This is a genomic window from Pseudomonas onubensis (assembly GCF_965653655.1).
Taxonomy (GTDB): Bacteria; Pseudomonadota; Gammaproteobacteria; order Pseudomonadales; family Pseudomonadaceae; genus Aquipseudomonas.
This window is the reverse complement of record NZ_CBFHAZ010000002.1, coordinates 103,400-127,898: the sequence shown is the minus strand read 5'-3', so window position 1 is coordinate 127,898 and position 24,499 is coordinate 103,400. Positions and strand designations below refer to the sequence as shown.

Genomic DNA, 24,499 nt, shown 5'->3' with positions numbered 1-24,499 from the left:
ACGTCATTTCCGAAATCCGAAGACATAAATCATTCCACCGCTGGCCAGTATCACGCCAGCAATCTCAATCGGGCTGGGGACCTCGGACAGGACGAGGATACCCAGCACACTGGCAATGCAAGGGACCAGGCCACCGAATATAGAACCACGCGTTGCGCCCAGTATCGTTACCGCCTTCGTGTAGAACAACAAACCCAGAATGGCGGCAAACACGCCCTGAAACAGCGATTGAAACACGATTTCAGATACGGGAGCAGCCAGGATACCCGGCGTCCCCCAAATGAAATACAGCGGCAGATAAAGCAGCATGGAAACCACGGATACCAGCGCCGTAGCCTGAAAGGCGTCAACATCCCATGCGCGCGAGGCAAGGGTATAGACCCCCCACAATGCACCCGCGCCAATGAACAACAAGTCTCCCAGCCAGACTTGCCCACCACTGTCCGTCAGGCTTCGCCACCCCGAAAGGGTGGCCCCTGCCAACACCACTGCAACGCCAATCAGCACGGCCTTTTGCGGCCGGTCACGCAGCACGAACCAGCCCCCAACTGTGGAAACCGCAATCATAGCACTGGGGATAAGCACACCGGCATGACCCGCCGGGGCATAGGCCAATCCGATGATGCCCAACAGTACGTGGGGAATGCCTTGGCCCAGTGTAAGGACCAGGGTTTTTGGCAAGCCCAGCGTTCCCGTTCCTTTTTTTAGAACGAACGGAAGCAAGATCAACCCGGCCACCATGAAGCGCAGCGCTGCGATGTCATAAGGCGACAGGGTTTTTTGTACGCCGAAACGCGAAAGCACAGGCCATGCGCCCCAGATCAGCGCAGAGAGAAGCCCGAAAAACACGGCAACGGAAAGTGCTTTTCTGTCGATTAAAGGTACGCTGCTCATGGCCTGTCCTTATTCACTCATGCTGACTTTATGGGGCGGTCTTGAACGGTGTTTTCAACAACTTGCAGGCGATGCGTGAAGTTGGAGAACAGGTAAGGGTTCATCGGGTCATCACACCCCGCTTCAATCAGGATGCGCTGACCCAGCCCCAGTTTCTCTGCCTGCTCAATCAAGACCTCGGTCATGATCTGATCGGCCAGTGAAACACCGGTGCTGTCGAAAATAGTCAGCTTGCTCTGATACTCAATATAGTCCTGCGGCGCTTTGACGATTTTGTGCAGCTCAGGGCCAATACAACCGTGCTCCTCTTCACTCAATTGCTGGCATTCACCCTCGTTCAACGCTTGTTCCAGATAATCCGGAACCAGGAACGAACTTTTGAGTAACTGCGTTGATAATTCATATTTACGTGGCGTATCAGCCCCCACCGCATTGATATGCACGTGGGGTTTCATCCCACCGGCGTGAAGCACCGGGCCTGCATCAAGACCAATGGAGGTTGCCACGCAAATGATATCGGACTCGGCCAGCACCCTCTCCTTGGAAGCAATGGTTGGCGTAATGCCCAAGGCGGCGACTCGCTTGGCGAACGTTCTTTCCACCGCTGGATCGATGTCGTGGACCAACACCGTGTCAAAGTCAAAGATTCGACTGAGGGCATGGGCCTGGGTGACGGCCATTGCACCGGCGCCAATCAGCCCAAGGGTTTTGCTGCCAGGATGAGCCAGCAATATCGACGCGACCGCCGAAGAGGCACCTGTGCGTACGGCGGTTGCAAATACACCATCGACCACAGCAATAAGGTGCCCGTCCCTGACGTCGTAGAGGGAGTTAGTAGCCATGACCGTCGGCATACCCCGATTAAACGGATTACCAGGATGGTAGCCAACGACTTTGAGTGCGACGTTCTTATCGCGTCGGTAAGCCGGCATGAACTCAATCAACCCCATTTCCGGCGTTTCATAGACAAAGCCGGTGCGGGGCTGGATTTCAACCTCACCATTACCGAACACAGCCAATGCATCACGCAACTTTACGATCGTTTCATCCATTAAAGTGTCGAGACCGACTGCTGCAGCAATTTCACCAATATTTTCCTCAGAGAGGATAATGGTTGCTCGTTGTGCCACGGTGTCACTCCTATACTTTCGCTGGGTCATTGAAGTCGGGTTATACGGGCTACGCGGTAGTTGCTCTGCGTACCAGAGAAACAGCGTGATGCCTCGCGCCGGAACTAAAATAGTTCAGCTCAGGCATCGCGCAATTACTTGAAACGATTAGGAGGGTAAGTCATTGACTTATCGTATCTTCCTGGTATTCCACAGGCAGATCTTAAAAATACGAGACTTCTGGGACAGAGTCGATGGAGTATTTCTTCAGCGGGTATTAGTTTTTCTAAACCCCTCAGCCTGACAGCGCCTACATTATGAGAGTCGGCGCGCCTGAGTTGACGTTATACACTGCTTAACGAACAGGCCAGCGAATCCACTAACCAGTCTTCGAATTTTTGCAACGCCTGTGTCTTCTGAGAGTACTCAGGCTTGAACAACGTGTAGCAGTTGTCGCCTGAAAAACTCGAATCCAAGACCTTTTCCAACTGGCCACTGCGCAACTCATGATCGACCAAAATTGATTCTATCAACGCCAAGCCCTGACCATGAATAGCGGCAGTCAACGCCATATGGCCTTCAGTAAAAACAACACTTGCCTTGCTCGGACTGAGGAGCAAACCCAGTTCACTGAAAACTCCCTGCCAGCTTTTATGCAGTTTTCTGTGACTCTCCGTTTTCGACTCATAACTGATCAACTTATGCCCGTACAGGTCGGCACTCGCATTGATCGCAGGGGCATTTCGAATATAGGCGGGGCTGGCTACTATGATGATATCTGAACAGCCCAGCACCTTACTATTTAACGACAGATGCTCGCCTTTGCCGAAGCGGATTGACGCATCAATGCCATCATTTCGAAAACTTCTTACCTCACAGGACGCATCAATAATGATATTGAGGTCCGTGTGCGTTTCGTAAAACTTATTCAGGTTGGGAATAAGCCACTTTACTGCGAACGAAGGCGGCGCAGAGATCGACAGCGTGGTTCTTTGGGTACCGATGATTTCCTCTGCTACAGCGGCCAGTTCGCCCAATGCTTTCTGGGCTACGCCCGCCAGGCGCTGACCGGCTTTGGTCAGCGTCAGCCCTTTGGCGTCTCTGATGAACAGCGGGCAGTTCACATAGTTTTCCAGGTTCTTGATTTGCTGGCTGGCTGCCCCTTGTGTCACGCATAACTCGGCGGCGGCCTTAGTTACACTCAGGTGCCTGGAGACGGCTTCGAACGCTTTTACAGCATTGAGGGGCGGTGTTTTCATGGCTCGCTTCTTTATCTATCCATAGAAAAATTCACTGGTTGGACTCTACTCCATGCAACTTATATTTCCTAGGCACGTTCCTGCGCACTTATGTGTACGCCCAGCGCACCTTGGGTGCCTATAACCAACGTAGACGTTCTAATAACTTTTAAATAGTTATCGGCGAACTTTTCGCACCATTAAAGCGCACTCAGGACCCGTAATGGTGCTTATGCAACTAATCAAGTTATGACTACCGGACAAGCCCCTCGCCCGGCGCAACCACAGCAGGACTTCCTACGGTCATCATTTGAACGCTAAGCTACGCCTATGGATGACTCAGATTATTTGCGCCTGCTCACCGTAGCAGCCGAACAAGCCAACGCTTTCCTGTCCAATGCCCGCAAATGGGAGCGTGAGCGTTGGGTCTGCCAGCGCCTGCTGCAAGGCTTGAACGTGCCCTACCGTGCCGAAGAGTTTCACCCCGCCGGGCAAGAGCCGCCGGACGTGTTGTTTCGTGACGCCAGTTTCGAAGTGTTTTTCGTGCTGGATGAAGGCCGGCGCCTGAACGACGAATGGCGCGATGAGTTGCTGCGACGGCGCAGTGCGTTTTCCTTGAGCCAGTTGGTGCGGCGCGAGGCCAAGCCACGGCGTATCCCGGCCCATGAGTTCTTGCTGCGCCTGGCGCCGACGTTGCGCAAAAAGGCGCATAACTACAAAGAACGCGGCATGGACCTGGGCGAGTTGGACCTGATTGCCTTCACCAGCCTCAAGCGTGAAGTGCTGGACCTCAACAGCCATTTCCCACCGCCTACCGAATACCTGCGTCAGGGCTGGCGCTCGCTGTCGCTGGTAGGCCCGACCTTTGCGCGCGTGCTGTTTGCCCACCCGGACGCACCGGACTTCTTGCGCAACAACCTGGGGCGCAGCATAGTATTCGACGTGGGCATCAGCCTGTGACGCGGGCACCGGCTACGCTTGTGGCGAGCCCGCCAACGTCCTGACTGTAACGTGGCGCCCTTTTGCAACGTCTACCTGACGAGGCCTTTATGACCAGCCGCCTGAACCCCGATGACCAACAGCATGTCGAAGAGTACCTGCAACTCTCCCAAAACCGAGTTGAGCGCAAGCCTTTCCGGCCATGGCTGCTCCTGGGTGTGGTGCTGTTGGTGGTCATCGGGCTCGGCCTGCTGAGCCGCCTTTTGAGTTACCTGACGCTATGAGCTGCATCGCGCTCGCGAGGGTAACTGCTCCGATTTCTTTTAGCCTTGCGAGATATCCCCATGACCCATCGTATTATTATCGTCGGCGGCGGCGCCGGCGGCCTGGAGTTGGCTACCCGCCTGGGTAAGACTCTGGGCAAGCGCGGCACCGCCAGCATCACGCTGGTGGACGCCAACCTCACCCATATCTGGAAGCCGCTGCTGCACGAAGTGGCCGCCGGCTCGCTGAATTCTTCGGAAGACGAGCTCAATTATGTCGCCCAGGCCAAATGGAACCACTTCGAGTTCCAACTGGGGCGCATGAGCGGGCTTGACCGTGAACAGAAAAAAATCCAACTGGCCGCGACCCTCGATGAAGAAGGCCGTGAGCTGGTGCCTGCGCGCGTGCTGGGTTATGACAGCCTGGTGATCGCGGTCGGCAGCACCACCAACGATTTCGGCACCGAGGGCGCGGCGCAGCACTGCCTGTTCCTCGACACCCGCAAACAGGCCGAGCGCTTCCACCAGCAGTTACTCAACCACTATCTGCGCGCCCATGCGGGCCAGACCGATGTGGAAGAGAACATCAGCGTCGCCATCGTCGGCGCCGGTGCGACGGGCGTTGAGCTGGCCGCCGAGTTGCACAACGCCGCTCATGAACTGGCGGCCTATGGCCTGGACCGCATCAAACCGGAAAATATGCACATCACCCTTATCGAAGCCGGCCCGAGGGTATTACCCGCGTTGCCGGAGCGCATTGGCGGGCCTGTGCATAAAACCCTTGAGAAACTCGGCGTGACCGTGCTGACCAACTCGGCGGTCAGCGAAGTGACCGCGGATGCGTTGATCACCAGCAGCGGCCAGGTCATTCCAGCGAGCCTCAAGGTCTGGGCTGCGGGTATCCGCGCACCGGCCTTCCTCAAGGACATTGACGGATTGGAAACCAACCGCATCAATCAATTGCAGGTATTGCCGACGCTGCAAACCACCCGCGATGAAAACATCTTCGCCTTTGGCGACTGCGCCGCCTGCCCGCAACCGGGCACCGACCGCAATGTGCCGCCACGCGCCCAGGCCGCTCACCAGCAGGCTTCACTGTTGGCCAAGTCGCTGAAACTGCGGATCGAAGGCAAGGACCTGCCGAACTACAAGTACACCGACTACGGTTCGCTGATTTCGCTGTCGCGCTTCTCGGCGGTGGGTAACTTGATGGGCAACCTGACGGGCAGCGTGATGCTCGAAGGCTGGCTGGCGCGGATGTTCTATGTGTCGCTGTACCGCATGCACCAGATGGCGCTGTACGGGTTCTTCCGCACGGCAATGCTGATGCTGGGCAGCAAGATTGGGCGTGGGACTGAGCCGCGCCTTAAATTGCATTAACAACTCGGTCCTGAGAGGGACCTTGTAAGTGTGGGAGCGGGCTTGCTCGCGAATGCGGTGGTTCAGTATTAGATGTACTGACTGGCACACCGCTTTCGCGAGCAAGCCCGCTCCCACATTTGTTTTGTGGTGAGCCCAGGATATGCGCGCACAAAAAAAATCCCCGTATCTTTCGATACGAGGATTTTTAATATGGTCGGGGTAAGGGGATTCGAACTCCTGACATCCTGCTCCCAAAGCAGGCGCGCTACCGGACTGCGCTATACCCCGGTAAAAAAAAGGCGACCTTTCAGTCGCCTTCTTCGATCAGGGCTTTTGGCCTCTGATCTTAAGATTCGATTCCAGCGTTAACTGGTCTCAAAAATGGTGGGTCGTGTGGGATTCGAACCTACGACCAATTGGTTAAAAGCCAACTGCTCTACCAACTGAGCTAACGACCCAAAAATGGTCGGGGTAAGGGGATTCGAACTCCTGACATCCTGCTCCCAAAGCAGGCGCGCTACCGGACTGCGCTATACCCCGGTTTTGAAATTGGCTCCGTGACCAGGACTCGAACCTGGGACCCAATGATTAACAGTCATTTGCTCTACCGACTGAGCTATCACGGAACTACATATTTCAAATTTACAACTTTTACTGCTTTGTAACCTTCTCTTCGGCTTGTCCGTATCGCTACGTTCACGTCTCTGAGGCGCGCTATTCTACAATCTTAAAAACCCCTGTCAACCCTTTAAATTGCTTTTAAGACAATGATTTGCGCTTGTTTCTGATTTCTTCTTGGGGAGAAGAAACCCGTGGGCTGACGTTGCTGCGGGGCGCACTTTACAAGCCTTTGCCTTACAGTTCAACGCCCTATCGAAAAAAAAGGCCCCGCAATGCGGGGCCTCCTCTTATCGCCTTACAGGCCGGGCTTAGTGGAAGACGATTTGGTCGTTCTCCACCGTGGCCGCCACGCTGGTCCCCGGCATGAAGCTGCCCGACAGGATCAACTGCGCCAACGGGTTCTCGATCCAGCGCTGAATCGCACGTTTCAGAGGCCGTGCGCCATACACCGGGTCGTAACCCACGGCGATCAGCTTGTCCAACGCCTCGCTGCTCAGCTCCAGGTCAAGCTCACGCTCGGCCAGGCGGCTGCGCAGGCGGCCCAGCTGGATCTCGGTAATACCCGCGATCTGATCCCGCGCCAACGGCTCGAAGATCACCACTTCGTCGACCCGGTTGATAAATTCCGGGCGGAAGTGCGAGGTCAGCGCATCCATCACGGCAGCGCGCTGGGCCTCACGATCACCGACCAGCTCCTGGATCTGCGCCGAACCCAGGTTGGAGGTCATCACGATCACCGTATTGCGGAAGTCCACTGTGCGCCCGTGGCTGTCCGTCAACCGGCCATCTTCCAGCACCTGCAGCAAGATGTTGAACACATCCGGGTGGGCCTTCTCGACCTCATCCAGCAGGATCACCGAGTAGGGCTTACGCCGCACGGCTTCGGTCAGGTAACCGCCTTCTTCATAGCCCACATAGCCTGGTGGAGCACCGATCAAGCGCGCCACCGAGTGTTTCTCCATGAACTCGGACATATCGATCCGCACCATGGCCTCTTCAGTATCAAAGAGGAACTCGGCCAAGGCCTTGCACAGTTCGGTCTTACCCACGCCGGTTGGGCCGAGGAACATAAACGAGCCGCTCGGACGGTTCGGGTCGGACAAGCCGGCCCGCGAACGCCGTACCGCGTTGGACACGGCCACCACGGCCTCCTCCTGGCCAATGACGCGCTGGTGCAGCAAGCTTTCCATCTTCAGCAGCTTGTCGCGTTCGCCTTCAAGCATTTTCGACACGGGAATGCCGGTCCACTTGGAGACCACCTCGGCAATTTCCTCCTCGGTCACCTTGCTGCGCAGCAGCTGGTTCTCGGGCTTGCCATGCTGGTCGACCATTTGCAGGCTGCGCTCCAGGTCCGGGATCACCCCGTACTGCAACTCGGCCATGCGGTTCAGGTCGCCTTTACGGCGCGCCGCTTCCAGCTCCTGGCGGGACTGCTCGATCTTTTGCTGAATCTGCGCAGAACCCTGCACCTCGGCTTTTTCCGAGGTCCAGATTTCTTCGAGGTCCGAATACTCGCGCTCCAGACGCAGGATTTCTTCCTGAAGTTTTTCCAGGCGTTTCTTCGCTGCGTCGTCCTCTTCTTTCTTAAGGGCCTGAGATTCAACTTTGAGTTGAATCAGGCGCCGGTCCAGACGGTCGAGCACTTCCGGTTTGGAATCGATCTCCATGCGAATGCGGCTGGCCGCTTCGTCGATCAGGTCGATGGCCTTGTCCGGCAACTGACGGTCGGTGATATAGCGATGGCTCAGTTTGGCCGCCGCAATGATCGCGCCATCAGTGATCGCCACCTTGTGGTGCACCTCATAACGCTCTTTGAGGCCACGCAGGATGGCGATGGTGTCTTCTTCGCTCGGTTCTTCCACCAATACTTTCTGGAAGCGCCGCTCAAGGGCCGCATCTTTTTCAATGTACTGGCGGTATTCGTTGAGCGTGGTAGCGCCAACGCAATGCAACTCACCGCGAGCCAAGGCTGGCTTGAGCATGTTGCCGGCATCCATCGAGCCTTCGCCCTTGCCGGCGCCGACCATGGTGTGCAGTTCATCGATAAACAGAATGATCTGCCCTTCCTGCTTCGACAGTTCATTAAGCAGGGATTTGAGGCGCTCTTCGAACTCGCCACGGAACTTGGCACCGGCGATCAGCGAACCCATGTCCAGGGACAACAGGCGCTTGCCTTTGAGGCCGTCCGGCACTTCACCATTGATGATGCGCTGGGCCAGGCCTTCGGCAATCGCGGTCTTACCCACGCCAGGCTCACCGATCAGTACCGGGTTGTTCTTGGTGCGACGCTGCAACACCTGGATGGTGCGACGAATTTCGTCGTCACGGCCAATCACCGGGTCCAGCTTGCCTTCTTCGGCGCGCTTGGTCAGGTCGACGGTGTATTTGTCCAGGGCCTGGCGCGACTCCTCATGATTGGGGTCATTCACCGCCTCGCCGCCACGCAGATTGTTGATGGCGTTTTCCAGGGCTTTTTTGCTCACGCCCTGGCCCAGCAACAACTTGCCAAGCTTGCTGTTGTCGTCCATCGCGGCGAGCAGCACCAGTTCGCTGGAGATGAACTGGTCGCCTTTCTGCTGGGCCAGGCGATCAGCCTGGTTAAGCAGGCGCGCCAAGTCCTGCGACATGTTCACGTCGCCGGTAGGGTTTTGGATTTTCGGCAGTTGGTCGAGCTCTTTGCTCAACTCCTTGCGCAGGCTGTTAACGTCAAAGCCCACCTGCATCAACAAGGGCTTGATAGAACCACCTTGCTGTTCGAGAAGCGCCTGCATCAAGTGCGCAGGCTCAATCGCCGGATGGTCGAGGCCGACCGCCAGGGATTGGGAGTCCGAGAGTGCCAACTGCAACTTGCTGGTTAAACGATCAATACGCATTAGTCACCTTCCTTTTGAGCAGGCCGGAGCTAGAAATACACATCCTGAATGAAGAAACCTGCCAGATACCCTTATAGATGGGGTGGATTCTGGAAGATTCAAGCAGCTGATCGTTGATGTGGATCAGCATTGACCCAAGTCAGGAGAGTCTAGCGCTCAAGCCAGATAAGGGAGGCAAACCGACCGGTGCGCGGGCTGCGACGGTAGGAAAAGAAGCGTGGATCGGTCACGGTGCATAAACCGCCACCATATACGGCGGTGACACCGCGCGCGGCCAGGCGCAGGCGTGCCAGCTGGTAGATGTCGGCCATGTACTTGCCGGGGTTACAGCTGGGTACAAAAGCTTCGGCAGTGATCGGCAGTTGCTGCATGAAGGCTTCACGCACTTCGGGGCCGACCTCAAAGGCTTGCGGGCCGATAGCAGGGCCCAGCCACACCAGTACGTCGTCGGGCTCGACATTCAAACTGTCAACGGCGGCTTCCAATACACCGGCCGCCAGCCCCCGCCAACCGGCATGGGCAGCCGCTACGCGGGTACCGGCACGGTTGCAGAACAACGCGGGCAGGCAGTCTGCGGTCATGGAGGTGCAGGCGACGCCAGGGGTGCTGGTCCAACTGGCATCGGCTTCAGCGATACGCGAAGGGTCAGCCTCCACCACGGTTATCCCGTGAACTTGGCGTAACCAGGCAGGCCGGACAGTAAAAGCATCGGTAAGACGGCGGCGATTTTCAAGGACAGCCTCAAGGCTGTCCTCAACATGATCACCCAGATTAAGGCTGTCGAACGGCGCCAGACTGACGCCGCCCGCACGGGTGGTGACGCAGGCGTTGACTCCCGACGGCGCGGGCCAGTCAGGAATCAGCCAGTCATTCACCCGACAAACGCCTCGCGATCCTGCTTGAGCAACGACAACAACCAGACCAGATCGTCCGGCAGAGGCGATTCCCAGCTCATCCGCTTACCGCTCGTCGGATGATCCAGCTCCAGGAAGCGTGCATGGAGTGCCTGGCGCGGGAAGGTTTTCAGCGATTCAACCATGGTCTGGCTGGCCGCTGGCGGAATACGGAAGCGACCGCCGTAGGCCGGATCTCCGACCAACGGGAAGTTGATGTGCGCCATGTGCACGCGAATCTGGTGTGTGCGGCCGGTTTCCAGCTTGACCCGCACATGCGTGTGGGACCGGAAACGCTCCAGCACACGGTAGTGGCTGACGGCCGGCTTGCCGCCTTCCATCACCGCCATACGCTGGCGCTGCTGGCCGTGGCGACCGATCGGAGCGTTGATCTTGCCGCCTGCCACCACTACGCCGATCACGATGCATTCGTAGATCCGGCTGACACTGCGGGCCTGCAATTGTGTGACCAACTGCGTCTGCGCCTGAATGGTCTTGGCCACCACCATCAAGCCGGTGGTGTCCTTGTCCAGGCGGTGCACGATGCCACAGCGCGGCACGTTGACGATGTCCGGCACGTGGTGCAACAAAGCATTAAGCAAAGTGCCATCAGCGTGCCCGACCGCCGGGTGAACCACCAGGCCTGCGGGCTTGTTGATGACCAGGATGTCATCGTCTTCATAGACGATATCCAGCTCGATGTCTTGGGCGACCCATTCTCCCTGGGCTTCCTGCTCGGCAGTCAGCTCAAGAATGGCACCGCCATGGACTATGTCTCGCGGGCGGATAACCGCTCCATCCACAGTCAGGCGGCCGTCTTTGATCCAGGCGGAAAGGCGCGAGCGCGAGTGCTCAGCGAATAATTGTGCGGCGACTTGATCGAGGCGTTGGCCGCCCAATTCGGACGGCACCTCTGCGCGAAGTTCAATTTTATCGGACATGCTCAGACTAGGCGTGGCACAGCCTTTGGTTTCGGCTGCGCGCTTGTGGTTAAATACGGCGTCTTTTGCCCCGAGGCTTTCAACGGGGCGCTCATCATAACAGGACGGCCCCGCCCAAGACAGCGGCCGTCATAGGGACGCAAGCCGCCATGCAAGTGAAACACCTGCTGCTGATCGCCATCCTCGCCATGACTGCTGCTTGCTCGTCAACAAAGGAAGTCGTCGACGAAAACCTGAGCGAAGTCGAGCTGTATCAATTAGCTCAAAAAGACTTGGACAATAATAGCTACACCAGTGCCACAGCCAAGCTGAAGGCCCTGGAGTCGCGCTATCCGTTCGGGCGCTACGCCGACCAGGCACAGCTCGAGCTGATCTACGCCAACTACAAGAACGCAGAGCCGGAAGCTGCCAAGTCCGCCGCCGAGCGTTTTATCCGGCTGCACCCGCAGCACCCGAACGTGGACTACGCCTACTACATGAAGGGCCTGACCTCGTTCGACCAGGACGTTGGCCTGCTGGCGCGCTTCCTGCCGCTGGACATGACCAAGCGTGACCCTGGCGCTGCCCGCGACTCCTACAACGAGTTCGCCCAGCTCACCAGCCGCTACCCCAACAGCCGCTACGCGCCGGACGCCAAGCAGCGCATGATCTACTTGCGCAACCTGCTGGCGTCCTACGAGATTCACGTGGCCGACTACTACCTGACCCGTCAGGCGTATGTAGCTGCCGCCAACCGTGGCCGCTACGTGGTGGAAAACTTCCAGGAAACCCCATCCGTGGGTGATGGCCTGGCGGTGATGACCCAGGCTTACCAGGCATTGCACCTGGATGCATTGGCAGCCACCAGCCTGGAAACCTTGAAGCTCAATTACCCGGACTCCCCTAGCCTGAATGACGGCCAGTTCGTGCCTCGTGTTGCGCAAGCGGACAACCGTTCGTGGCTGAGCAAATACACCCTGGGCCTGATCAGTTCCCGCCCACCGTTGCCGCCGGGCGAAACCCGCGCCAACCAGGACGTGATGAAGCAGTTCCAGGACGCCAAGGAAGCCATTCCATCGGAGCTCAAGCCGCATGACGCCAATGGCGACGTGATCGAAGAAGAAGCACCGCAGGCCCTGGGCAACAATGAAGACCGTTCGTGGTTCAGCTACATGACCTTCGGCGTGTTTGACTGATTGCACACTGCGTGATCAAGAAGGAGCCTCTCGGGGCTCCTTTTTTGTGGGCGTCGTATTAATGCACTGTGCGCTGGCCACGCGCTTGGCTAAACTGGCGCATTCCCTGTCGAGAAACTGCCCATCATGCTTCGTCTACTGTTCTGGATTGCCGTCATTGCTGCCGCGGTATGGTTCTGGCGCAAATTCAAAAGCCCGGCGGCCAGGCAGCAACGCTCCGCCGAGCCAGGCGCGGCCTTGATGGTGCGCTGCGCCCACTGCGGCGTGCACCTGCCGCAGGATCGCGCACTCGGTTCACGCCAGGAGTGGTACTGCACCCAGGCGCACCTGGAACAAGGGCCGAAGTCTATCCAGCGTTGATTCGACCGGCGGGCGCATACGGCGCCGGGTCGATGATCGGTGTGCGCCCCAGCAGCAGGTCAGCAAACAGTTGGCAGGAGGCCGGCGCGAGCACCAGCCCATTGCGGTAATGCCCGCAGTTGAGCCAAAGCCCTTTGAAACCGGGCACTTCGCCGATGTAAGGGATACCTTCCGGTGAACCGGGGCGCAAACCGGCCCAGTGTCCTACGACTTGCGCATCTGCCAGCGCGGGAATCAACTCCACCGCCGACGCCTTCAGGCTCTCCAGGGCCGTGTCGGTCGGAGTCTTGTCAAACCCTTCATGCTCCAGCGTACTGCCGATCAGAATGTGCCCGTCACGCCGTGGAATCGCATAACGCCCCTTGGCCAGCACCATGCTCGACAAAAAATCCGACGCACATTTGTACAAAATCATTTGGCCTTTGACCGGCTCCACCGGCAGCGACAGGCCCAGTTTGCCGAGTATTTCGCCGCTCCAGGCGCCCGCCGCCAGTACCACCTGGTCTCCCAGGATCGGCCCCGCTGCAGTATTCACACCCACGACGTTGCCACCCTCAATAACAAACCCATCCACTTCGCACTGTTCATGAAGGGTCACGCCCGGTAACGCCAACAGCGCAGCCTTGAGGGATTTGACCAGGCGCGGGTTGCGCACATTGGCCACGTCCGCCATGTAGATCGCCTGGGAATATCCACCCCCCAGCACCGGCACCGCATCATGGGCGGCCGACACATCCACCTTGCTCAACGGTCGGCCTTCACGGGCAGCCCAGGCCAACGCCTGGGCCTCATCTTCCAGGTCCAGCCAGTACAGGCCCGTGGTGTGAACCTCTGGATCAACTCCGGTGGCTGCAAACAGTCGCTCTGCCAACTGCGGGTAAAAATCCTGCGACCAATGGGCCAGTGCGGTGACCGCCGGGCTGTAGCGCCATGGATACAGCGGCGAAACAATACCGCCACCCGCCCAGGAAGACTCCTGCCCTAGGCCCGACCGCTCCAGCAGCACCACGGCCTGCCCCTGTGTGGCGAGGTTAAATGCGGTCAACAAGCCGATAACACCGCCACCGACAATCACCACTTGCTGTTGCTTAGCCATCATTTGATCCAGCCGATAAAAAGGGAAAAGCGCACCCGGCGCCCATTCATCCAGCACTCTCATCATTGCCCCCAACACGCCTGGCGCGACATTTCAGGTATCGCGCCCGGATTGCTGCGCACGCCGGTGCTGGACAAGCTAAACTCACCGCACGGGTCATTCGCCATAAGGGCGCCGACCGCAGGCGAGGCGACCAAGGTGAATGCCTCGGGGCTCAATGCAGTGCTGATTCTATAGTGATCATTGCCGGCACTGGCGCCGCTTGCATCAATAAAAGTGCCGTGGCGCGTGTAAAACCGCTCAAGGTGCTGAGCCTGCTCAATCAGCAATGCAACGATCTGCGCGCGGTAGGCTTTTTTCACCTGCCCGGTATACGCGGGGTAAGCAATTGCGGCCAAAAACGCGATGATGGCGACCGCGCTCAGTAACTCGATCAGGGTAAAACCTCGGCAATCCTTGCCCATTGATACGCTCCTTACTAGTGAAGTTGTCGCCATAAAACCCGATGAACGCTCAGGTCTCCCTCTGCCTGCGCATAGACCGCCTCCAGTACCGTGCGCACTTGGCCATTGCTCCCAACCGCCGTCACGCGGTACAACGCGGCCGGTAATTCGGCAGGCAAACCCGCCAGCCCCATGCCCATTCCCAGGGATTGCACGCCATACAGGCCGCCCTTCAGGGCAACCCAAGTGACCGCTGAAACAGGGTGTGTGCCAGCCTCGACCACCTGCGACGACTCCACTGGCGGCGCACAGGTATTGATCGACCGACACACCGGCAGTGCCGCGCCGGCCCGCCGGATCACCAACTCACCCAACCTCAGGCCACTTTCGGCGCTTTGGAATGACTGGTTTCGATGCCATACGCTGCCGGTAATCTTTTGCTGGGACACTGCCCCTTGCATCGAAGCCAGACCAATCAGTGACAGCACCAGCAGAAACACCAGGCTGATCAGCAAAACCATGCCGGTTTGCCGCGCAAAAACACCTTGATGATTGAACATGCCGCCCTACCCCAACCGGTTTCGCAAGGCTGCTACGACGCTGTAGGCCTGATCTTTCACACGCCCGGTCGGGTCTTGCAGCGTCATGCGCAGGCGTACGCTGCGGATCAGCGATGCATCCGCAGGGCTGGCGTCATAGCGCACTGCCTGAAACGAATCCGGTTTGGCCGCGACGCCGAAACTGAGGTTGAACGCCTGCACGTTATCCAACAGCACCGCCTTGGCCGGCGCCGCAGGCGTACTGACCTTCAATTGCCCCGTTTCAAAGGTGTAGGTGAGTTGGCGCAGCGCAAACTGGATCTGCCCGGGCATCGGTGGCGGTGAGCTCCCTGCATAGGCTTGGGCCGTGCCGAGGCAGTCAGAGAGCACCGTCCAGTCAGGCGTGCCGCCCTCACTTGCAACATCGGCGGTAACCAGCGTCAGCGACCAGGAACTGCCTGCAGAATGCCAGCTGACAGGTTGATCGAAGGCTGACGGTGCGTTGTCGATAGAGGCTGTCGCCAGGCAGCCGAACATACCCGCCTGGCGGATATCCTGGATCATCCTGCCCAGCACAAACCGCGCATCATCCTGCAGCGCCATGGCGGCCTGTTGGCTGGCTTGAGTCGCGCGAGCGCTGATCGCTACCTGGCTCACACCCAGCACCAGCAGCAACCCGACAGCCAGCGCGAGCAACAACTCCACCAAGCTGAAGCCACGGACAAAGCGTCTCATTGAGGCGCCTGCGGGTCGCTGGTAATGCGACTGGTGAGGGTGAAGGTTTCCCGCGCCCCACGCGTGTTTGCCCCACGCGAGTCGTCCCAACTGATGCTCACGGTCACCTCGCCACCGCTGATCACCACCGAGCCTTTGGCGTCCGCGCCGGCGAAACCGATGATATTGGCTTCGAAGTCATGCAGGTCCAGGTCCCGCACGCTGGCGGTCGCGCTATTGGCGGGAGCGCGTTGTGCGAGCCCCCATGCATAGTCGGCGCCTGAGTTGGCGCGGATTCGGTCGAGCATGTCGTAGGCAATAAAACTGGCCTGGCTGGTCATCCTTGAGCTGTCGTTGTACTTGAGCGCATTGAGCTGGGTGACTGCGGCGCCCAGCAGCCCGACGGCGAGAATCAGCACCGCCACCAGCACTTCGATCAGGGTCATACCGGTTTGCTGCCGAGGCAGCGCGTAGGGAAAAAGTCTGTTCGGGCAGGCAAGCATTACCGTCGTCATCCGTGTCGAAGGCCGAAAAAAGCAGCGCAACGCTGCTGTGCGACCCAAGACTAGCGCCGGTTTTTGGCTTGCGCTGCGATCGGAACAAAGGGAAATACTTTGGACATAAAGGCCATCATCCGGCGCAGCTACCGGAGGCTATACCTACGTCTGCACCGCACTATTTACTTTGTCCATGGAGGGGCAGACGATGCAGCAACCTATACAACAACGCGGTTTCACCCTGATCGAGCTGCTGTTCGGCCTGTTCCTCGGCAGCATCCTGGCGCAAATGGCAGTGCCCGCCTTCAAGGGTTTGCTTGCGTCGCAGCAGCAACGCAGCGCGGCCCACTCGCTTGCCGAAGGCCTGCGATTGGCGCGCACTGAGGCGATCACACGCAATCGCGCAGTGATCATTCAGGCCATTGCGAACGATTGGGGCCAGGGATGGCAGGTCATCGTGGACATGAGCGGGCGCGGCCAGCAGGACGCCAGCAACCCGATAGTGTTGGAACGACAGAACAGTGGGCGCGTGACCATGGCCGGCAATGGGCCAGTCAAGAGCCAGATACGTTTCAGCGGGCTGGGTGAGCCGGTGTTTGCGGGAGGTGGCTTCCGCGCCGGTACGGTGCACATTTGCGGCACAGACCCGGCACAGAGCCTCTATCAAGTGGTGCTGGCACCCAGCGGGCGCATCAGCCTGCGCAGTGAGACCACCGAACAGGCGCTGTGCCGCAGTGGCACAGGCACCGTTGCACTCAGAGCAGCGAACGAACGCGTAGCTCCTTGGGCATTGAGAACGTAACGTTCTCTGCGCGGCCGTCCAACTCATCCGCGCCGGTGGCACCCCAGGCCTGCAATTGCTGGATCACACCACGCACCAGCACTTCTGGAGCCGAAGCCCCGGCGGTGATGCCGATGCGCTCAACGCCATCGAACCAGCTGCGCTGCATGTCTTCAGCGCCATCGATCAGGTAGGCCGGCGTGGCCATGCGTTCAGCCAGTTCGCGCAAGCGGTTGGAGTTGGAGCTGTTGGGGCTGCCCACCACCAGGACCACATCGCACTCGTCGGCCAGTTGCTTGACCGCGTCCTGGCGGTTTTGCGTGGCGTAGCAGATGTCGTCTTTGCGTGGGCCGCCAATCGCCGGGAAGCGCGTGCGCAGGGCATCGATCACACGGCTGGTGTCGTCCATCGACAGCGTGGTTTGCGTTACGAAGGCCAGGCGATCAGGGTTGCGCACCTGCAACTCGGCCACGTCTTTTTCGTCCTCCACCAGGTAGATGGCGCCGCCATTGCTGGCGTCATACTGGCCCATGGTGCCTTCGACTTCCGGGTGACCGGCGTGGCCGATCAGGATGCACTCACGGCCGTCGCGGCTGTAACGCGCGACTTCGATGTGTACCTTGGTGACCAGCGGGCAGGTGGCGTCGAATACTTTGAGGCCACGGCCGGCAGCTTCGGTACGGACTGCCTGGGACACGCCGTGGGCGCTGAAGATGACGATAACGTCGTCCGGCACCTGGTCGAGTTCTTCGACAAAGATAGCCCCGCGCGCGCGCAAGTCTTCAACCACGAATTTGTTGTGGACGACTTCATGGCGCACGTAAATCGGCGGCCCGAACACTTCCAGGGCGCGATTGACGATTTCGATCGCCCGGTCCACACCGGCGCAGAAGCCACGGGGGTTGGCGAGTTTGATTTGCATGCTGTGCCTCGTGTCTTGCCCTGTGCAAACGCGCTTGTGTGGCGAGGGAGCTTGCTCTCTCTGGGCTGCGAAGCAGTCCCAACCTGGGTGTTCGAGAGACATCTGGTGTATCTCGGTGAACCCTTTGGGAGTGCTCCGCACTCCAGCGGGAGCAAGCTCCCTCGCCACAACAAGCCCGCCTCTACATTAGGCCGAATTCTTCAGTCAGAGCGCTTTAACGTCGATGATTTCAACGTCAAACGTCAAGGTTTTACCGGCCAACGGGTGGTTGAAGTCGATGGTCACTTGCGCGTCATCGAAGGTTTTAACCACACCGGGCAGCTCGGTGTTCGCCGCATCGTTGAAGATCACCAACAGGCCTTCAGACAGGTCCATGTCCTGGAACTGCGAGCGAGGGATGATCTGCACGTTTTGCGGGTTGGGCTGGCCAAAGGCGTTTTCCGGCAGGATCTGCAGGGTGCGCTTGTCGCCGGCCTTGAAACCGAACAGTGCCGCTTCAAAACCCGGCAGCAGGTTGCCGTCACCGACCTTGAAGGTCGCCGGGGCTTTGTCGAACGTGCTGTCGACCGTGTCGCCATTCTCCAGGCGCAATGCGAAATGCAAAGTGACTTCCGTGTTCTGGCCGATGCGTTGCTCAGCCAATACCTGATCAGTCATTGACGGTCTCTCCGGTTTTCTTGCTTTTGAACATATCCAACGCCAGCATGATTGCACCGACGGTGATGGCGCTGTCGGCAAAGTTGAACGCCGGGAAATACCAGCGGTTCTGCCAATGCACCAGAATAAAGTCGATCACATGGCCCAGGGCAATGCGGTCGTACAGGTTGCCCAGCGCGCCGCCCAGCACCAGGGCCAGGGCGATTGCCAGCCAGGTGTCATCGCGGCCGAGGCGTTTGAGCCACACCACCAGCACCGCACTGACCACCACGGCGATCAGGGCAAACAGCCAGCGCTGCCAGCCGCCGCTGTCAGCCAGGAAGCTGAAGGCTGCGCCAGTGTTGTAGGCAAGAGTCCAGCTGAAGTAGTCAGGAATGACCACGATCTGCTGGAACATCTGCAGGGAGCCTTCGAAGTGAGCCTTGCTGACCTGGTCAATGACCAGGACCAGCACGCTCAGCACGAGCCAACCCAGACGTCCGAAACGACTGGAAGCATTAGGCATAGTGGCGAACCTCGCCAGCACCGCTGATGTTGTCCACGCAACGACCGCAGATTTCCGGATGCTCCGGGTTCACGCCGACGTCTTCACGGCAGTGCCAGCAACGCGCGCACTTGGGGAAGGCCGACTTGACCACTTTGAGCTTGAGGCCCGGAACTTCGGTGGCCACGGCGTCCGCTGGAGCCTGGGCAAACGGTGCCAGGCTTGCGGTCGAGGTGATCAGCACGAAGCGCAGTTCGTTGCTCAGCTTGGCCAGGTCGGCGCTCAGGCCTTCCTCGGCAAACAGGGTGACTTCGGCTTGCAGGTTGCCACCGACGGCCTTGGCCGCACGCTGAACTTCCAGCTCCTTGTTCACCGCCACTTTTACGGCCATTACGCCTTCCCAGTACTCGCGGCCCAGTTCGAAGTTGGCCGGCAATTCGGTCAGGCCTTCGTACCAGGTGTTGAGCATCACCGATTCGTTACGCTCGCCCGGCAGGTATTCCCACAGTTCGTCAGCGGTGAAGGCCAGGATCGGTGCGATCCAGCGCACCAGCGCTTCAGAGATGTGGTACAGCGCGGTCTGCGCCGAACGACGCGCCTTGCTGTTGGCGCCGGTGGTGTACTGGCGGTCCTTGATGATATCGAGGTAGAAACCACCCAGCTCCTGCACGCAGAAGTTGTGGATCTTGGAGTACACGTTCCAGAAGCGGTATTCGCCGTAGTGTTCCTGCAATTCGCGCTGCAGCAACAGAGTACGGTCCACGGCCCAACGGTCCAGGGCGAGCATGTCCTCGGCCGGCAGGATGTCGGTGGCCGGGTTGAAACCGGTCAGGTTCGACAGCAGGAAGCGTGCGGTATTACGGATACGGCGGTAGGCGTCGGCGCTGCGGGCCAGGATCTGGTCCGACACGGCGATTTCGCCCGAGTAATCGGTCGAGGCAACCCACAGACGCATGATGTCGGCGCCCAGGGTGTCGTTGATCTTTTTCGGCTCGATCACGTTTTTCAGCGACTTGGACATCTTGCGGCCCGTCTCGTCGACGGTGAAGCCATGGGTCAGCAGTTCGCGGTATGGCGCGTGGTTGTCGATGGCGCAACCAGTCAGCAGCGACGAGTGGAACCAGCCACGGTGTTGGTCCGAGCCTTCCAGGTACAGGTCGGCACGCGGGCCGGTGGCGTGACCCATCGGGTGCGAACCGCGCAGCACGTGCCAGTGGGTGGTGCCCGAGTCGAACCACACGTCGAGGGTGTCGCTGATCTTGTCGTACAGCGGCGCTTCGTCGCCCAACAGCTCGGCAGCGTCCAGCTTGAACCAGGCTTCGATACCTTCCTGTTCAACACGCAGCGCCACTGCTTCCATCAGCTCGACGGTGCGTGGGTGCAGCTCGCCGCTTTCCTTGTTCAGGAAGAACGGGATCGGCACGCCCCAGTTGCGCTGGCGGGAGATGCACCAGTCCGGGCGGTTGGCGATCATCGAGTGCAGGCGCGCCTGGCCCCAGGCCGGGACGAACTTGGTCTCTTCGATGGCTTTGAGCGAGCGCACACGCAGGGTGTCGCCGCTGGTCGGCTCTTTGTCCATGCCGATAAACCACTGCGCAGTCGCGCGGTAGATCAGCGGGGATTTGTGGCGCCAGCAATGCATGTAGCTGTGCTTGATGGTGTCGGCCTTCATCAACGCGCCGACTTCACTCAGCTTGTCGATTATCGCTGGGTCGGCCTTGAAGATGAACTGGCCGCCGAAGAACTCCAGCGACGGCACGTACACGCCATTGCTCTGCACCGGGTTGATGATGTCGTCATTCACCATGCCGTACTTCTTGCAGATGACGAAGTCATCCACGCCATAAGCCGGCGAGCAGTGAACAATGCCAGTACCCGAACCCAGTTCCACGTAGTCCGCCAGGTACACCGGCGACAGACGGTCGTAGAACGGGTGGCGGAAGTTGATCAGTTCCAGCGCGGTGCCGGTGGTGGTGGCGATGACCGAACCTTGCAGTTCATAGCGCGCCAGGCAGGCCTCGACCATTTCTTCAGCCAGCACCAGCAGGCGATCACCGACGTCCACCAGGGCGTAGGTGAATTCCGGGTGCACGTTCAGTGCCTGGTTGGCCGGGATGGTCCACGGCGTGGTGGTCCAGATCACGATGGCCGCTGGTTTGCTCAGGCTTGCCAGGCCAAAGGCCTCGGCCAGCTTGGCTTCGTCGGCGATCGGGAAGGCCACGTCGATGGTCGAGGACTTCTTCTCTTCGTATTCGACTTCCGCTTCAGCCAGGGCCGAACCGCAGTCAAAGCACCAGTTCACGGGCTTGAGGCCCTTGAACACGAAACCGCCTTTGACGATTTCGGCCAAGGCGCGGATTTCACCGGCCTCGTTCTTGAAATTCATGGTCTTGTAGGGGTTGTCCCACTCGCCCAGCACGCCCAGGCGGATGAATTCGGACTTCTGCCCTTCGATCTGCTCGGTGGCGTAGGCACGGCACAGTTCGCGGGTTTTATCCGCGCCCAGGTTCTTGCCGTAGGTCACTTCGACTTTGTGCTCGATCGGCAGGCCGTGGCAATCCCAGCCCGGAACATAAGGTGCGTCGAAGCCCGACAGGGTTTTCGAACGCAGGATCATGTCCTTGAGAATTTTGTTCAGCGCATGACCGATGTGAATCGTGCCGTTGGCATAAGGAGGGCCGTCGTGCAGGACGAACTTCGGACGATCCTTGCCAATTTCGCGCAACTTTCCGTACAGGCCAATACTGTCCCAGCGCTGCAGGATCTGCGGTTCGCGCTGTGGCAGGCCGGCCTTCATTGGGAAGGCGGTGTCCGGAAGGTTTAGCGTGGCTTTATAGTCGGTCATTTAAGGCTCTTCGGTTAGCGATGGGCGCTAGGTGCGGCTAGTGCACGGGCGGCGGCGACATCCGCATTGATCGCCGTTTTCAACGCCTCAAGGGAGGCGAAACGCTGCTCTTCACGCAGCTTCTGGTGGAAAACCACCGTTAAACGCCGGTCATACAAATCACCGGCAAAATCCAAAAGGTGAACTTCCAGGTGGGCCTTGCCATCACCTGCAACCGTGGGCCTGACGCCTATGTTGGCGACTCCCGGCCACGATTGGCCGTCGATGTCGACACTCACCAGGTAAACCCCGGTAAGTGGCACACGACGACGTTTAAGCTGCACGTTGGCGGTTGGCGTGCCCAGTTGGCGCGCCAGTTTCTGGCCGTGCAAGACCCGCCCGGCAATGCGGAACGGGCGACCGAGCAAACGCTCGGCCAAGGCGAAGTCGGCAGCCGCCAGGGCATTACGCACCTGGGTACTGCTCACGCGCAGGCCGTCCAGTTCGACGGTTTGCGCGGCTTCGACGGTAAAACCTTGATTCACACCGGCGTGTTGCAGAAAGTCGAAATCGCCGACGCGGTCGCAGCCGAAACGGAAGTCGTCGCCGACCTCCAGGTGCTGCACGCCCAGGCCGTCCACCAGGATGCGGTCGACGAACTCGGCGGCGCTTAGGCTTTGCAAACGCTGATTGAAGGCCAGGCACAGCACACGGTCCACGCCCTCTTCAGCCAGCAGTTGCAGCTTGTCGCGCAGGCGGGCCAAGCGGGCCGGAGCCGTCTCGGGGGTAAAGTATTCCCGCGGCTGTGGCTCAAAAATCACCACGCAGCTGGGCACGCCCAACTCGACCGCACGTTCACGCAGCCGGCCCAGGATAGCCTGGTGGCCACGGTGAACACCGTCAAAGTTGCCAATAGTGGCGACGCAGCCCCGATGCTCGGGGCGCAGGTTGTGGAGACCTCGAACCAGCTGCATAACGCGCTTCTTGCTCATAAAGTGGTCGATTATAACCACACCCGGCCCCGGACGACAGGCAACAGCGCAGGCCAAATGGATCGAATCGATAAAACAACCGTTTTATCACGGCAAAGTCTCTAGCCAAGCGACTTTCGATTGAAATCACGCAGACGGAAGCCTTGCAGCAGCAACATCCCGAAGTACACCACTACACCCGCCACCACCAGAACACCCAGGCGCATGAAGCGCTCAAGCATATGGCCTTGATCCCAGGCGGGCATGAAGTGCATCAGGCCAAGCAACACTGCCGACATCATCGCCACCGCCACCAACAGCCTGAGGGCAAACAGGCCCCAGCCCGGCTGCGGCTGATACATCTGCTGCTTGCGCAGTTGATAAAACAGCAGCCCTGCGTTGATGCAGGCACCCGCGCTGATGGCCAGGGCCAGGCCGGCATGCGCTAACGGGCCGATAAACACCAGGTTGAGCAGCTGTGTGACGATCAGGGTGAAAATTGCGATCTTGACCGGCGTGCGGATGTTTTGCTGGGCGTAGAAGCCCGGCGCCAGCACTTTGATCACGATAATGCCGAGCAGGCCGACGGAGTAAGCGACCAGCGCACGCTGGGTCATTGACGCATCAAACGCGCTGAATTGGCCGTATTGGAACAGCGACACGGTCAACGGCTCAGCCAAAATGCCCAAGGCCAGGGAACACGGCAATACCAGCATAAAGCACAGGCGCAAGCCCCAGTCGAGGATGCGCGAGTATTCCTGGCGGTCCTTGCTGGCATAGGTGCGCGACAGCGTCGGCAGCAAGATGGTGCCCAAGGCCACACCGAGTACGCCCGACGGCAGCTCCATCAAGCGATCGGCGTAGTACATCCAGGAGACCGAACCGGAAACCAGCAAGGAGGCGAACGCGGTGTTGATGATCAGGGAAATCTGACTCACCGACACACCCAGGATCGCCGGCAGCATATTGCGCATCACACGCCACACGCCGGTGTCCTTGAGGTTAAGACGCGGCAGCACGAGCATGCCGATTTTTTTCAGGTGCGGCAGTTGATACAGCAACTGCGCCAGGCCGCCGGCCAGGACGGCCCAGCCCAGGGCCATGACCGGCGGGTCGAAGTACGGCGTCAGGAACAGCGCGAAAATAATCATGCTGACGTTCAGCAACGTCGGCACGAAGGCCGGCACCGAGAAGCGGTTCCAGGTATTGAGAATCGCCCCGGCCAGGGATGACAGCGAGATCAGCAATATATAAGGAAAGGTCACGCGCAACAGGTCAGTGGTCAGCGCGAATTTTTCCGGGGTATTGGCAAAACCGGGGGCCGTGGCCCAGATCACCCAGGGCGCGGCGAGCATGCCGACGAGGGTTACCAGCATCAAGACCAGGGTCAGCAGGCCTGAGACATAGGCAATAAAGGTACGGGTCGCTTCTTCACCCTGCTGGGTTTTGTATTCGGCCAGGATCGGCACAAACGCCTGGGAAAATGCGCCCTCGGCGAAGATCCGCCGCAGCAGGTTAGGCAGTTTAAAGGCAATAAAGAACGCATCCGTGGCCATGCTGGCGCCGAAAATGCGCGCCAGCAGGGTGTCACGCACAAACCCCAAAACCCGGGAGATCATCGTGATAGAGCTGACGGCAGCCAACGATTTGAGCAGATTCATTGAAAGAGTTTGCGCCTTTAGATAAAGAGCAGGCGAACAAAGCGCCCACTTATGCGATACTGCGCGCCTGCAACAGCACAGAGCCAAAGCTCGCGAGTTTACAGGTCAAGCGCCGGAAATAAATCACCCGCCTCTTCAGATCGACCACTCAGCAGTTCGCATCAGCCGCCCTTGACAACCCATCAAGTCATCGGCATGATTCGCGGCCTATTTTGTTTGCTATTTCCTAAAAAGTCTTTCGA

At 59.0% G+C, this 24,499-nt stretch carries 23 protein-coding genes and 4 tRNA genes; 6 read left to right on the top strand and 21 right to left on the bottom strand.

Translation table 11 applies throughout. From position 1 onward, the window contains the following. Window positions 1-3 precede the first annotated feature (3 nt). The 3 genes from ACTD9P_RS01525 to ACTD9P_RS01515 all read right to left on the bottom strand — a co-directional run bounded on the left by ACTD9P_RS01525 (window position 4) and on the right by ACTD9P_RS01515 (window position 3,262). A complete protein-coding gene (locus tag ACTD9P_RS01525) occupies window positions 4-894 on the bottom strand; it encodes a DMT family transporter (RefSeq protein WP_438866411.1) in 891 nt (296 codons plus the stop codon). A gap of 17 nt (window positions 895-911) precedes the next feature. Next, window positions 912-2,024, bottom strand: a complete 1,113-nt coding sequence (locus ACTD9P_RS01520; RefSeq protein WP_438866410.1) for an ornithine cyclodeaminase family protein — start codon at window positions 2,022-2,024, stop codon at window positions 912-914. A 323-nt stretch (window positions 2,025-2,347) separates the two neighbouring features. Then, the gene (locus ACTD9P_RS01515; protein ID WP_438866409.1) at window positions 2,348-3,262 is read right to left on the bottom strand and encodes a LysR substrate-binding domain-containing protein; all 915 of its coding nucleotides are present in this window, start codon (window positions 3,260-3,262) and stop codon (window positions 2,348-2,350) included. 309 nt (window positions 3,263-3,571) lie between these two features. Here ACTD9P_RS01515 and ACTD9P_RS01510 point away from each other — a divergent pair, with 309 nt between their 5' ends. From ACTD9P_RS01510 to ACTD9P_RS01500, 3 genes are all read left to right on the top strand, one after another. Further along, window positions 3,572-4,201 carry a DUF1780 domain-containing protein gene (locus tag ACTD9P_RS01510; RefSeq protein ID WP_053254334.1) on the top strand — a complete coding sequence of 210 codons (630 nt, stop codon included), beginning with the start codon at window positions 3,572-3,574 and terminating at the stop codon, window positions 4,199-4,201. 89 nt (window positions 4,202-4,290) lie between these two features. Next, window positions 4,291-4,464, top strand: a complete 174-nt coding sequence (locus ACTD9P_RS01505) for a DUF3094 family protein (RefSeq protein WP_017134503.1) — start codon at window positions 4,291-4,293, stop codon at window positions 4,462-4,464. A gap of 60 nt (window positions 4,465-4,524) precedes the next feature. Beyond that, entirely contained in the window at window positions 4,525-5,823 is a 1,299-nt protein-coding gene (locus ACTD9P_RS01500) for an NAD(P)/FAD-dependent oxidoreductase (RefSeq protein WP_438866408.1), read from the top strand. A 193-nt stretch (window positions 5,824-6,016) separates the two neighbouring features. Here the strand turns inward: ACTD9P_RS01500 and ACTD9P_RS01495 are convergent. The 7 genes from ACTD9P_RS01495 to rluD all read right to left on the bottom strand — a co-directional run bounded on the left by ACTD9P_RS01495 (window position 6,017) and on the right by rluD (window position 11,133). Continuing rightward, window positions 6,017-6,093: transfer RNA gene (locus ACTD9P_RS01495), tRNA-Pro, on the bottom strand. A gap of 94 nt (window positions 6,094-6,187) precedes the next feature. After that, window positions 6,188-6,263: transfer RNA gene (locus ACTD9P_RS01490), tRNA-Lys, on the bottom strand. Window positions 6,264-6,268: 5 nt separating this feature from the next. Beyond that, a tRNA-Pro gene (locus ACTD9P_RS01485) sits at window positions 6,269-6,345 on the bottom strand. 10 nt (window positions 6,346-6,355) lie between these two features. Continuing rightward, a tRNA-Asn gene (locus tag ACTD9P_RS01480) sits at window positions 6,356-6,431 on the bottom strand. A gap of 303 nt (window positions 6,432-6,734) precedes the next feature. Then, on the bottom strand, window positions 6,735-9,299 hold the full coding sequence (clpB, locus tag ACTD9P_RS01475) for an ATP-dependent chaperone ClpB (RefSeq protein ID WP_138816894.1): 2,565 nt from the start codon (window positions 9,297-9,299) through the stop codon (window positions 6,735-6,737). Window positions 9,300-9,448: 149 nt separating this feature from the next. Continuing rightward, window positions 9,449-10,174, bottom strand: coding sequence for a peptidoglycan editing factor PgeF (pgeF, locus tag ACTD9P_RS01470; protein WP_438866407.1), 726 nt, complete (start codon window positions 10,172-10,174; stop codon window positions 9,449-9,451). Further along, window positions 10,171-11,133, bottom strand: coding sequence for a 23S rRNA pseudouridine(1911/1915/1917) synthase RluD (rluD, locus tag ACTD9P_RS01465; RefSeq protein ID WP_017137596.1), 963 nt, complete (start codon window positions 11,131-11,133; stop codon window positions 10,171-10,173). The genes pgeF and rluD overlap by 4 nt, the downstream gene beginning before the upstream one ends. Window positions 11,134-11,282: 149 nt before the next feature. Between rluD and ACTD9P_RS01460 the strand changes: the two genes are divergently transcribed. Both ACTD9P_RS01460 and ACTD9P_RS01455 read left to right on the top strand, forming a co-directional pair. Then, window positions 11,283-12,308, top strand: a complete 1,026-nt coding sequence (locus ACTD9P_RS01460; RefSeq protein WP_138816896.1) for an outer membrane protein assembly factor BamD — start codon at window positions 11,283-11,285, stop codon at window positions 12,306-12,308. 126 nt (window positions 12,309-12,434) lie between these two features. Continuing rightward, window positions 12,435-12,668, top strand: coding sequence for a PP0621 family protein (locus tag ACTD9P_RS01455; RefSeq protein WP_438866406.1), 234 nt, complete (start codon window positions 12,435-12,437; stop codon window positions 12,666-12,668). Here ACTD9P_RS01455 and thiO read toward each other — a convergent pair. The 5 genes from thiO to pilV all read right to left on the bottom strand — a co-directional run bounded on the left by thiO (window position 12,655) and on the right by pilV (window position 15,963). Next, a complete protein-coding gene (gene thiO / locus ACTD9P_RS01450) occupies window positions 12,655-13,764 on the bottom strand; it encodes a glycine oxidase ThiO (protein WP_438866405.1) in 1,110 nt (369 codons plus the stop codon). The two genes, ACTD9P_RS01455 and thiO, sit on opposite strands and share 14 nt — an antisense overlap. 62 nt (window positions 13,765-13,826) lie before the next feature. After that, window positions 13,827-14,228, bottom strand: coding sequence for a type IV pilin protein (locus ACTD9P_RS01445; RefSeq protein ID WP_438866404.1), 402 nt, complete (start codon window positions 14,226-14,228; stop codon window positions 13,827-13,829). A 14-nt stretch (window positions 14,229-14,242) separates the two neighbouring features. Continuing rightward, window positions 14,243-14,767, bottom strand: a complete 525-nt coding sequence (locus ACTD9P_RS01440; RefSeq protein WP_438866403.1) for a pilus assembly PilX family protein — start codon at window positions 14,765-14,767, stop codon at window positions 14,243-14,245. A gap of 6 nt (window positions 14,768-14,773) precedes the next feature. Then, window positions 14,774-15,481 (bottom strand): prepilin-type N-terminal cleavage/methylation domain-containing protein, encoded by a 708-nt coding sequence (locus ACTD9P_RS01435; RefSeq protein WP_438866402.1) that lies wholly within the window; start codon window positions 15,479-15,481, stop codon window positions 14,774-14,776. Further along, the gene (pilV, locus tag ACTD9P_RS01430; RefSeq protein WP_438866401.1) at window positions 15,478-15,963 is read right to left on the bottom strand and encodes a type IV pilus modification protein PilV; all 486 of its coding nucleotides are present in this window, start codon (window positions 15,961-15,963) and stop codon (window positions 15,478-15,480) included. Before pilV ends, ACTD9P_RS01435 begins: the two co-directional genes overlap by 4 nt. A gap of 214 nt (window positions 15,964-16,177) precedes the next feature. On the opposite strand from pilV, the gene ACTD9P_RS01425 reads away from it, so the two are divergent. After that, window positions 16,178-16,759 (top strand): GspH/FimT family pseudopilin, encoded by a 582-nt coding sequence (locus ACTD9P_RS01425; RefSeq protein WP_438866443.1) that lies wholly within the window; start codon window positions 16,178-16,180, stop codon window positions 16,757-16,759. Here the strand turns inward: ACTD9P_RS01425 and ispH are convergent. From ispH to murJ, 6 genes are all read right to left on the bottom strand, one after another. Then, window positions 16,713-17,660, bottom strand: a complete 948-nt coding sequence (gene ispH / locus ACTD9P_RS01420) for a 4-hydroxy-3-methylbut-2-enyl diphosphate reductase (RefSeq protein WP_138816903.1) — start codon at window positions 17,658-17,660, stop codon at window positions 16,713-16,715. The genes ACTD9P_RS01425 and ispH overlap by 47 nt on opposite strands. Before the next feature lie 204 nt (window positions 17,661-17,864). Beyond that, on the bottom strand, window positions 17,865-18,302 hold the full coding sequence (gene fkpB, locus ACTD9P_RS01415) for an FKBP-type peptidyl-prolyl cis-trans isomerase (protein ID WP_010213263.1): 438 nt from the start codon (window positions 18,300-18,302) through the stop codon (window positions 17,865-17,867). Between the two features lie 7 nt (window positions 18,303-18,309). Further along, window positions 18,310-18,822, bottom strand: coding sequence for a signal peptidase II (gene lspA, locus ACTD9P_RS01410; RefSeq protein WP_138816904.1), 513 nt, complete (start codon window positions 18,820-18,822; stop codon window positions 18,310-18,312). After that, window positions 18,815-21,646: an isoleucine--tRNA ligase gene (gene ileS / locus ACTD9P_RS01405; protein WP_438866400.1), complete on the bottom strand. Its 2,832-nt coding sequence runs from the start codon at window positions 21,644-21,646 to the stop codon at window positions 18,815-18,817. The genes lspA and ileS overlap by 8 nt, the downstream gene beginning before the upstream one ends. 14 nt (window positions 21,647-21,660) lie before the next feature. Beyond that, a complete protein-coding gene (gene ribF / locus ACTD9P_RS01400; RefSeq protein WP_016971190.1) occupies window positions 21,661-22,599 on the bottom strand; it encodes a bifunctional riboflavin kinase/FAD synthetase in 939 nt (312 codons plus the stop codon). A gap of 119 nt (window positions 22,600-22,718) precedes the next feature. Then, complete coding sequence (gene murJ, locus ACTD9P_RS01395) at window positions 22,719-24,257, bottom strand: murein biosynthesis integral membrane protein MurJ (protein ID WP_438866399.1); 1,539 nt, start codon at window positions 24,255-24,257, stop codon at window positions 22,719-22,721. Window positions 24,258-24,499 lie beyond the last annotated feature (242 nt).

What these genes read in the sequence shown, in the direction of transcription:
- ACTD9P_RS01460 (WP_138816896.1), top strand. Translation starts at nt 11,283, where the DNA reads ATGCAAGTGAAACACCTGCTGCTGATCGCCATCCTCGCCATGACTGCT.
- ACTD9P_RS01435 (WP_438866402.1), bottom strand. Translation starts at nt 15,481, where the DNA reads ATGAGACGCTTTGTCCGTGGCTTCAGCTTGGTGGAGTTGTTGCTCGCG.
- ribF (WP_016971190.1), bottom strand. Translation starts at nt 22,599, where the DNA reads ATGCAGCTGGTTCGAGGTCTCCACAACCTGCGCCCCGAGCATCGGGGC.
- ACTD9P_RS01500 (WP_438866408.1), top strand. Translation starts at nt 4,525, where the DNA reads ATGACCCATCGTATTATTATCGTCGGCGGCGGCGCCGGCGGCCTGGAG.
- ACTD9P_RS01510 (WP_053254334.1), top strand. Translation starts at nt 3,572, where the DNA reads ATGGATGACTCAGATTATTTGCGCCTGCTCACCGTAGCAGCCGAACAA.
- clpB (WP_138816894.1), bottom strand. Translation starts at nt 9,299, where the DNA reads ATGCGTATTGATCGTTTAACCAGCAAGTTGCAGTTGGCACTCTCGGAC.
- ACTD9P_RS01515 (WP_438866409.1), bottom strand. Translation starts at nt 3,262, where the DNA reads ATGAAAACACCGCCCCTCAATGCTGTAAAAGCGTTCGAAGCCGTCTCC.
- ACTD9P_RS01505 (WP_017134503.1), top strand. Translation starts at nt 4,291, where the DNA reads ATGACCAGCCGCCTGAACCCCGATGACCAACAGCATGTCGAAGAGTAC.
- ACTD9P_RS01455 (WP_438866406.1), top strand. Translation starts at nt 12,435, where the DNA reads ATGCTTCGTCTACTGTTCTGGATTGCCGTCATTGCTGCCGCGGTATGG.
- lspA (WP_138816904.1), bottom strand. Translation starts at nt 18,822, where the DNA reads ATGCCTAATGCTTCCAGTCGTTTCGGACGTCTGGGTTGGCTCGTGCTG.
- ileS (WP_438866400.1), bottom strand. Translation starts at nt 21,646, where the DNA reads ATGACCGACTATAAAGCCACGCTAAACCTTCCGGACACCGCCTTCCCA.
- ACTD9P_RS01445 (WP_438866404.1), bottom strand. Translation starts at nt 14,228, where the DNA reads ATGGGCAAGGATTGCCGAGGTTTTACCCTGATCGAGTTACTGAGCGCG.
- murJ (WP_438866399.1), bottom strand. Translation starts at nt 24,257, where the DNA reads ATGAATCTGCTCAAATCGTTGGCTGCCGTCAGCTCTATCACGATGATC.
- ACTD9P_RS01525 (WP_438866411.1), bottom strand. Translation starts at nt 894, where the DNA reads ATGAGCAGCGTACCTTTAATCGACAGAAAAGCACTTTCCGTTGCCGTG.
- ACTD9P_RS01440 (WP_438866403.1), bottom strand. Translation starts at nt 14,767, where the DNA reads ATGTTCAATCATCAAGGTGTTTTTGCGCGGCAAACCGGCATGGTTTTG.
- pilV (WP_438866401.1), bottom strand. Translation starts at nt 15,963, where the DNA reads ATGCTTGCCTGCCCGAACAGACTTTTTCCCTACGCGCTGCCTCGGCAG.
- rluD (WP_017137596.1), bottom strand. Translation starts at nt 11,133, where the DNA reads ATGTCCGATAAAATTGAACTTCGCGCAGAGGTGCCGTCCGAATTGGGC.
- thiO (WP_438866405.1), bottom strand. Translation starts at nt 13,764, where the DNA reads ATGGCTAAGCAACAGCAAGTGGTGATTGTCGGTGGCGGTGTTATCGGC.
- ispH (WP_138816903.1), bottom strand. Translation starts at nt 17,660, where the DNA reads ATGCAAATCAAACTCGCCAACCCCCGTGGCTTCTGCGCCGGTGTGGAC.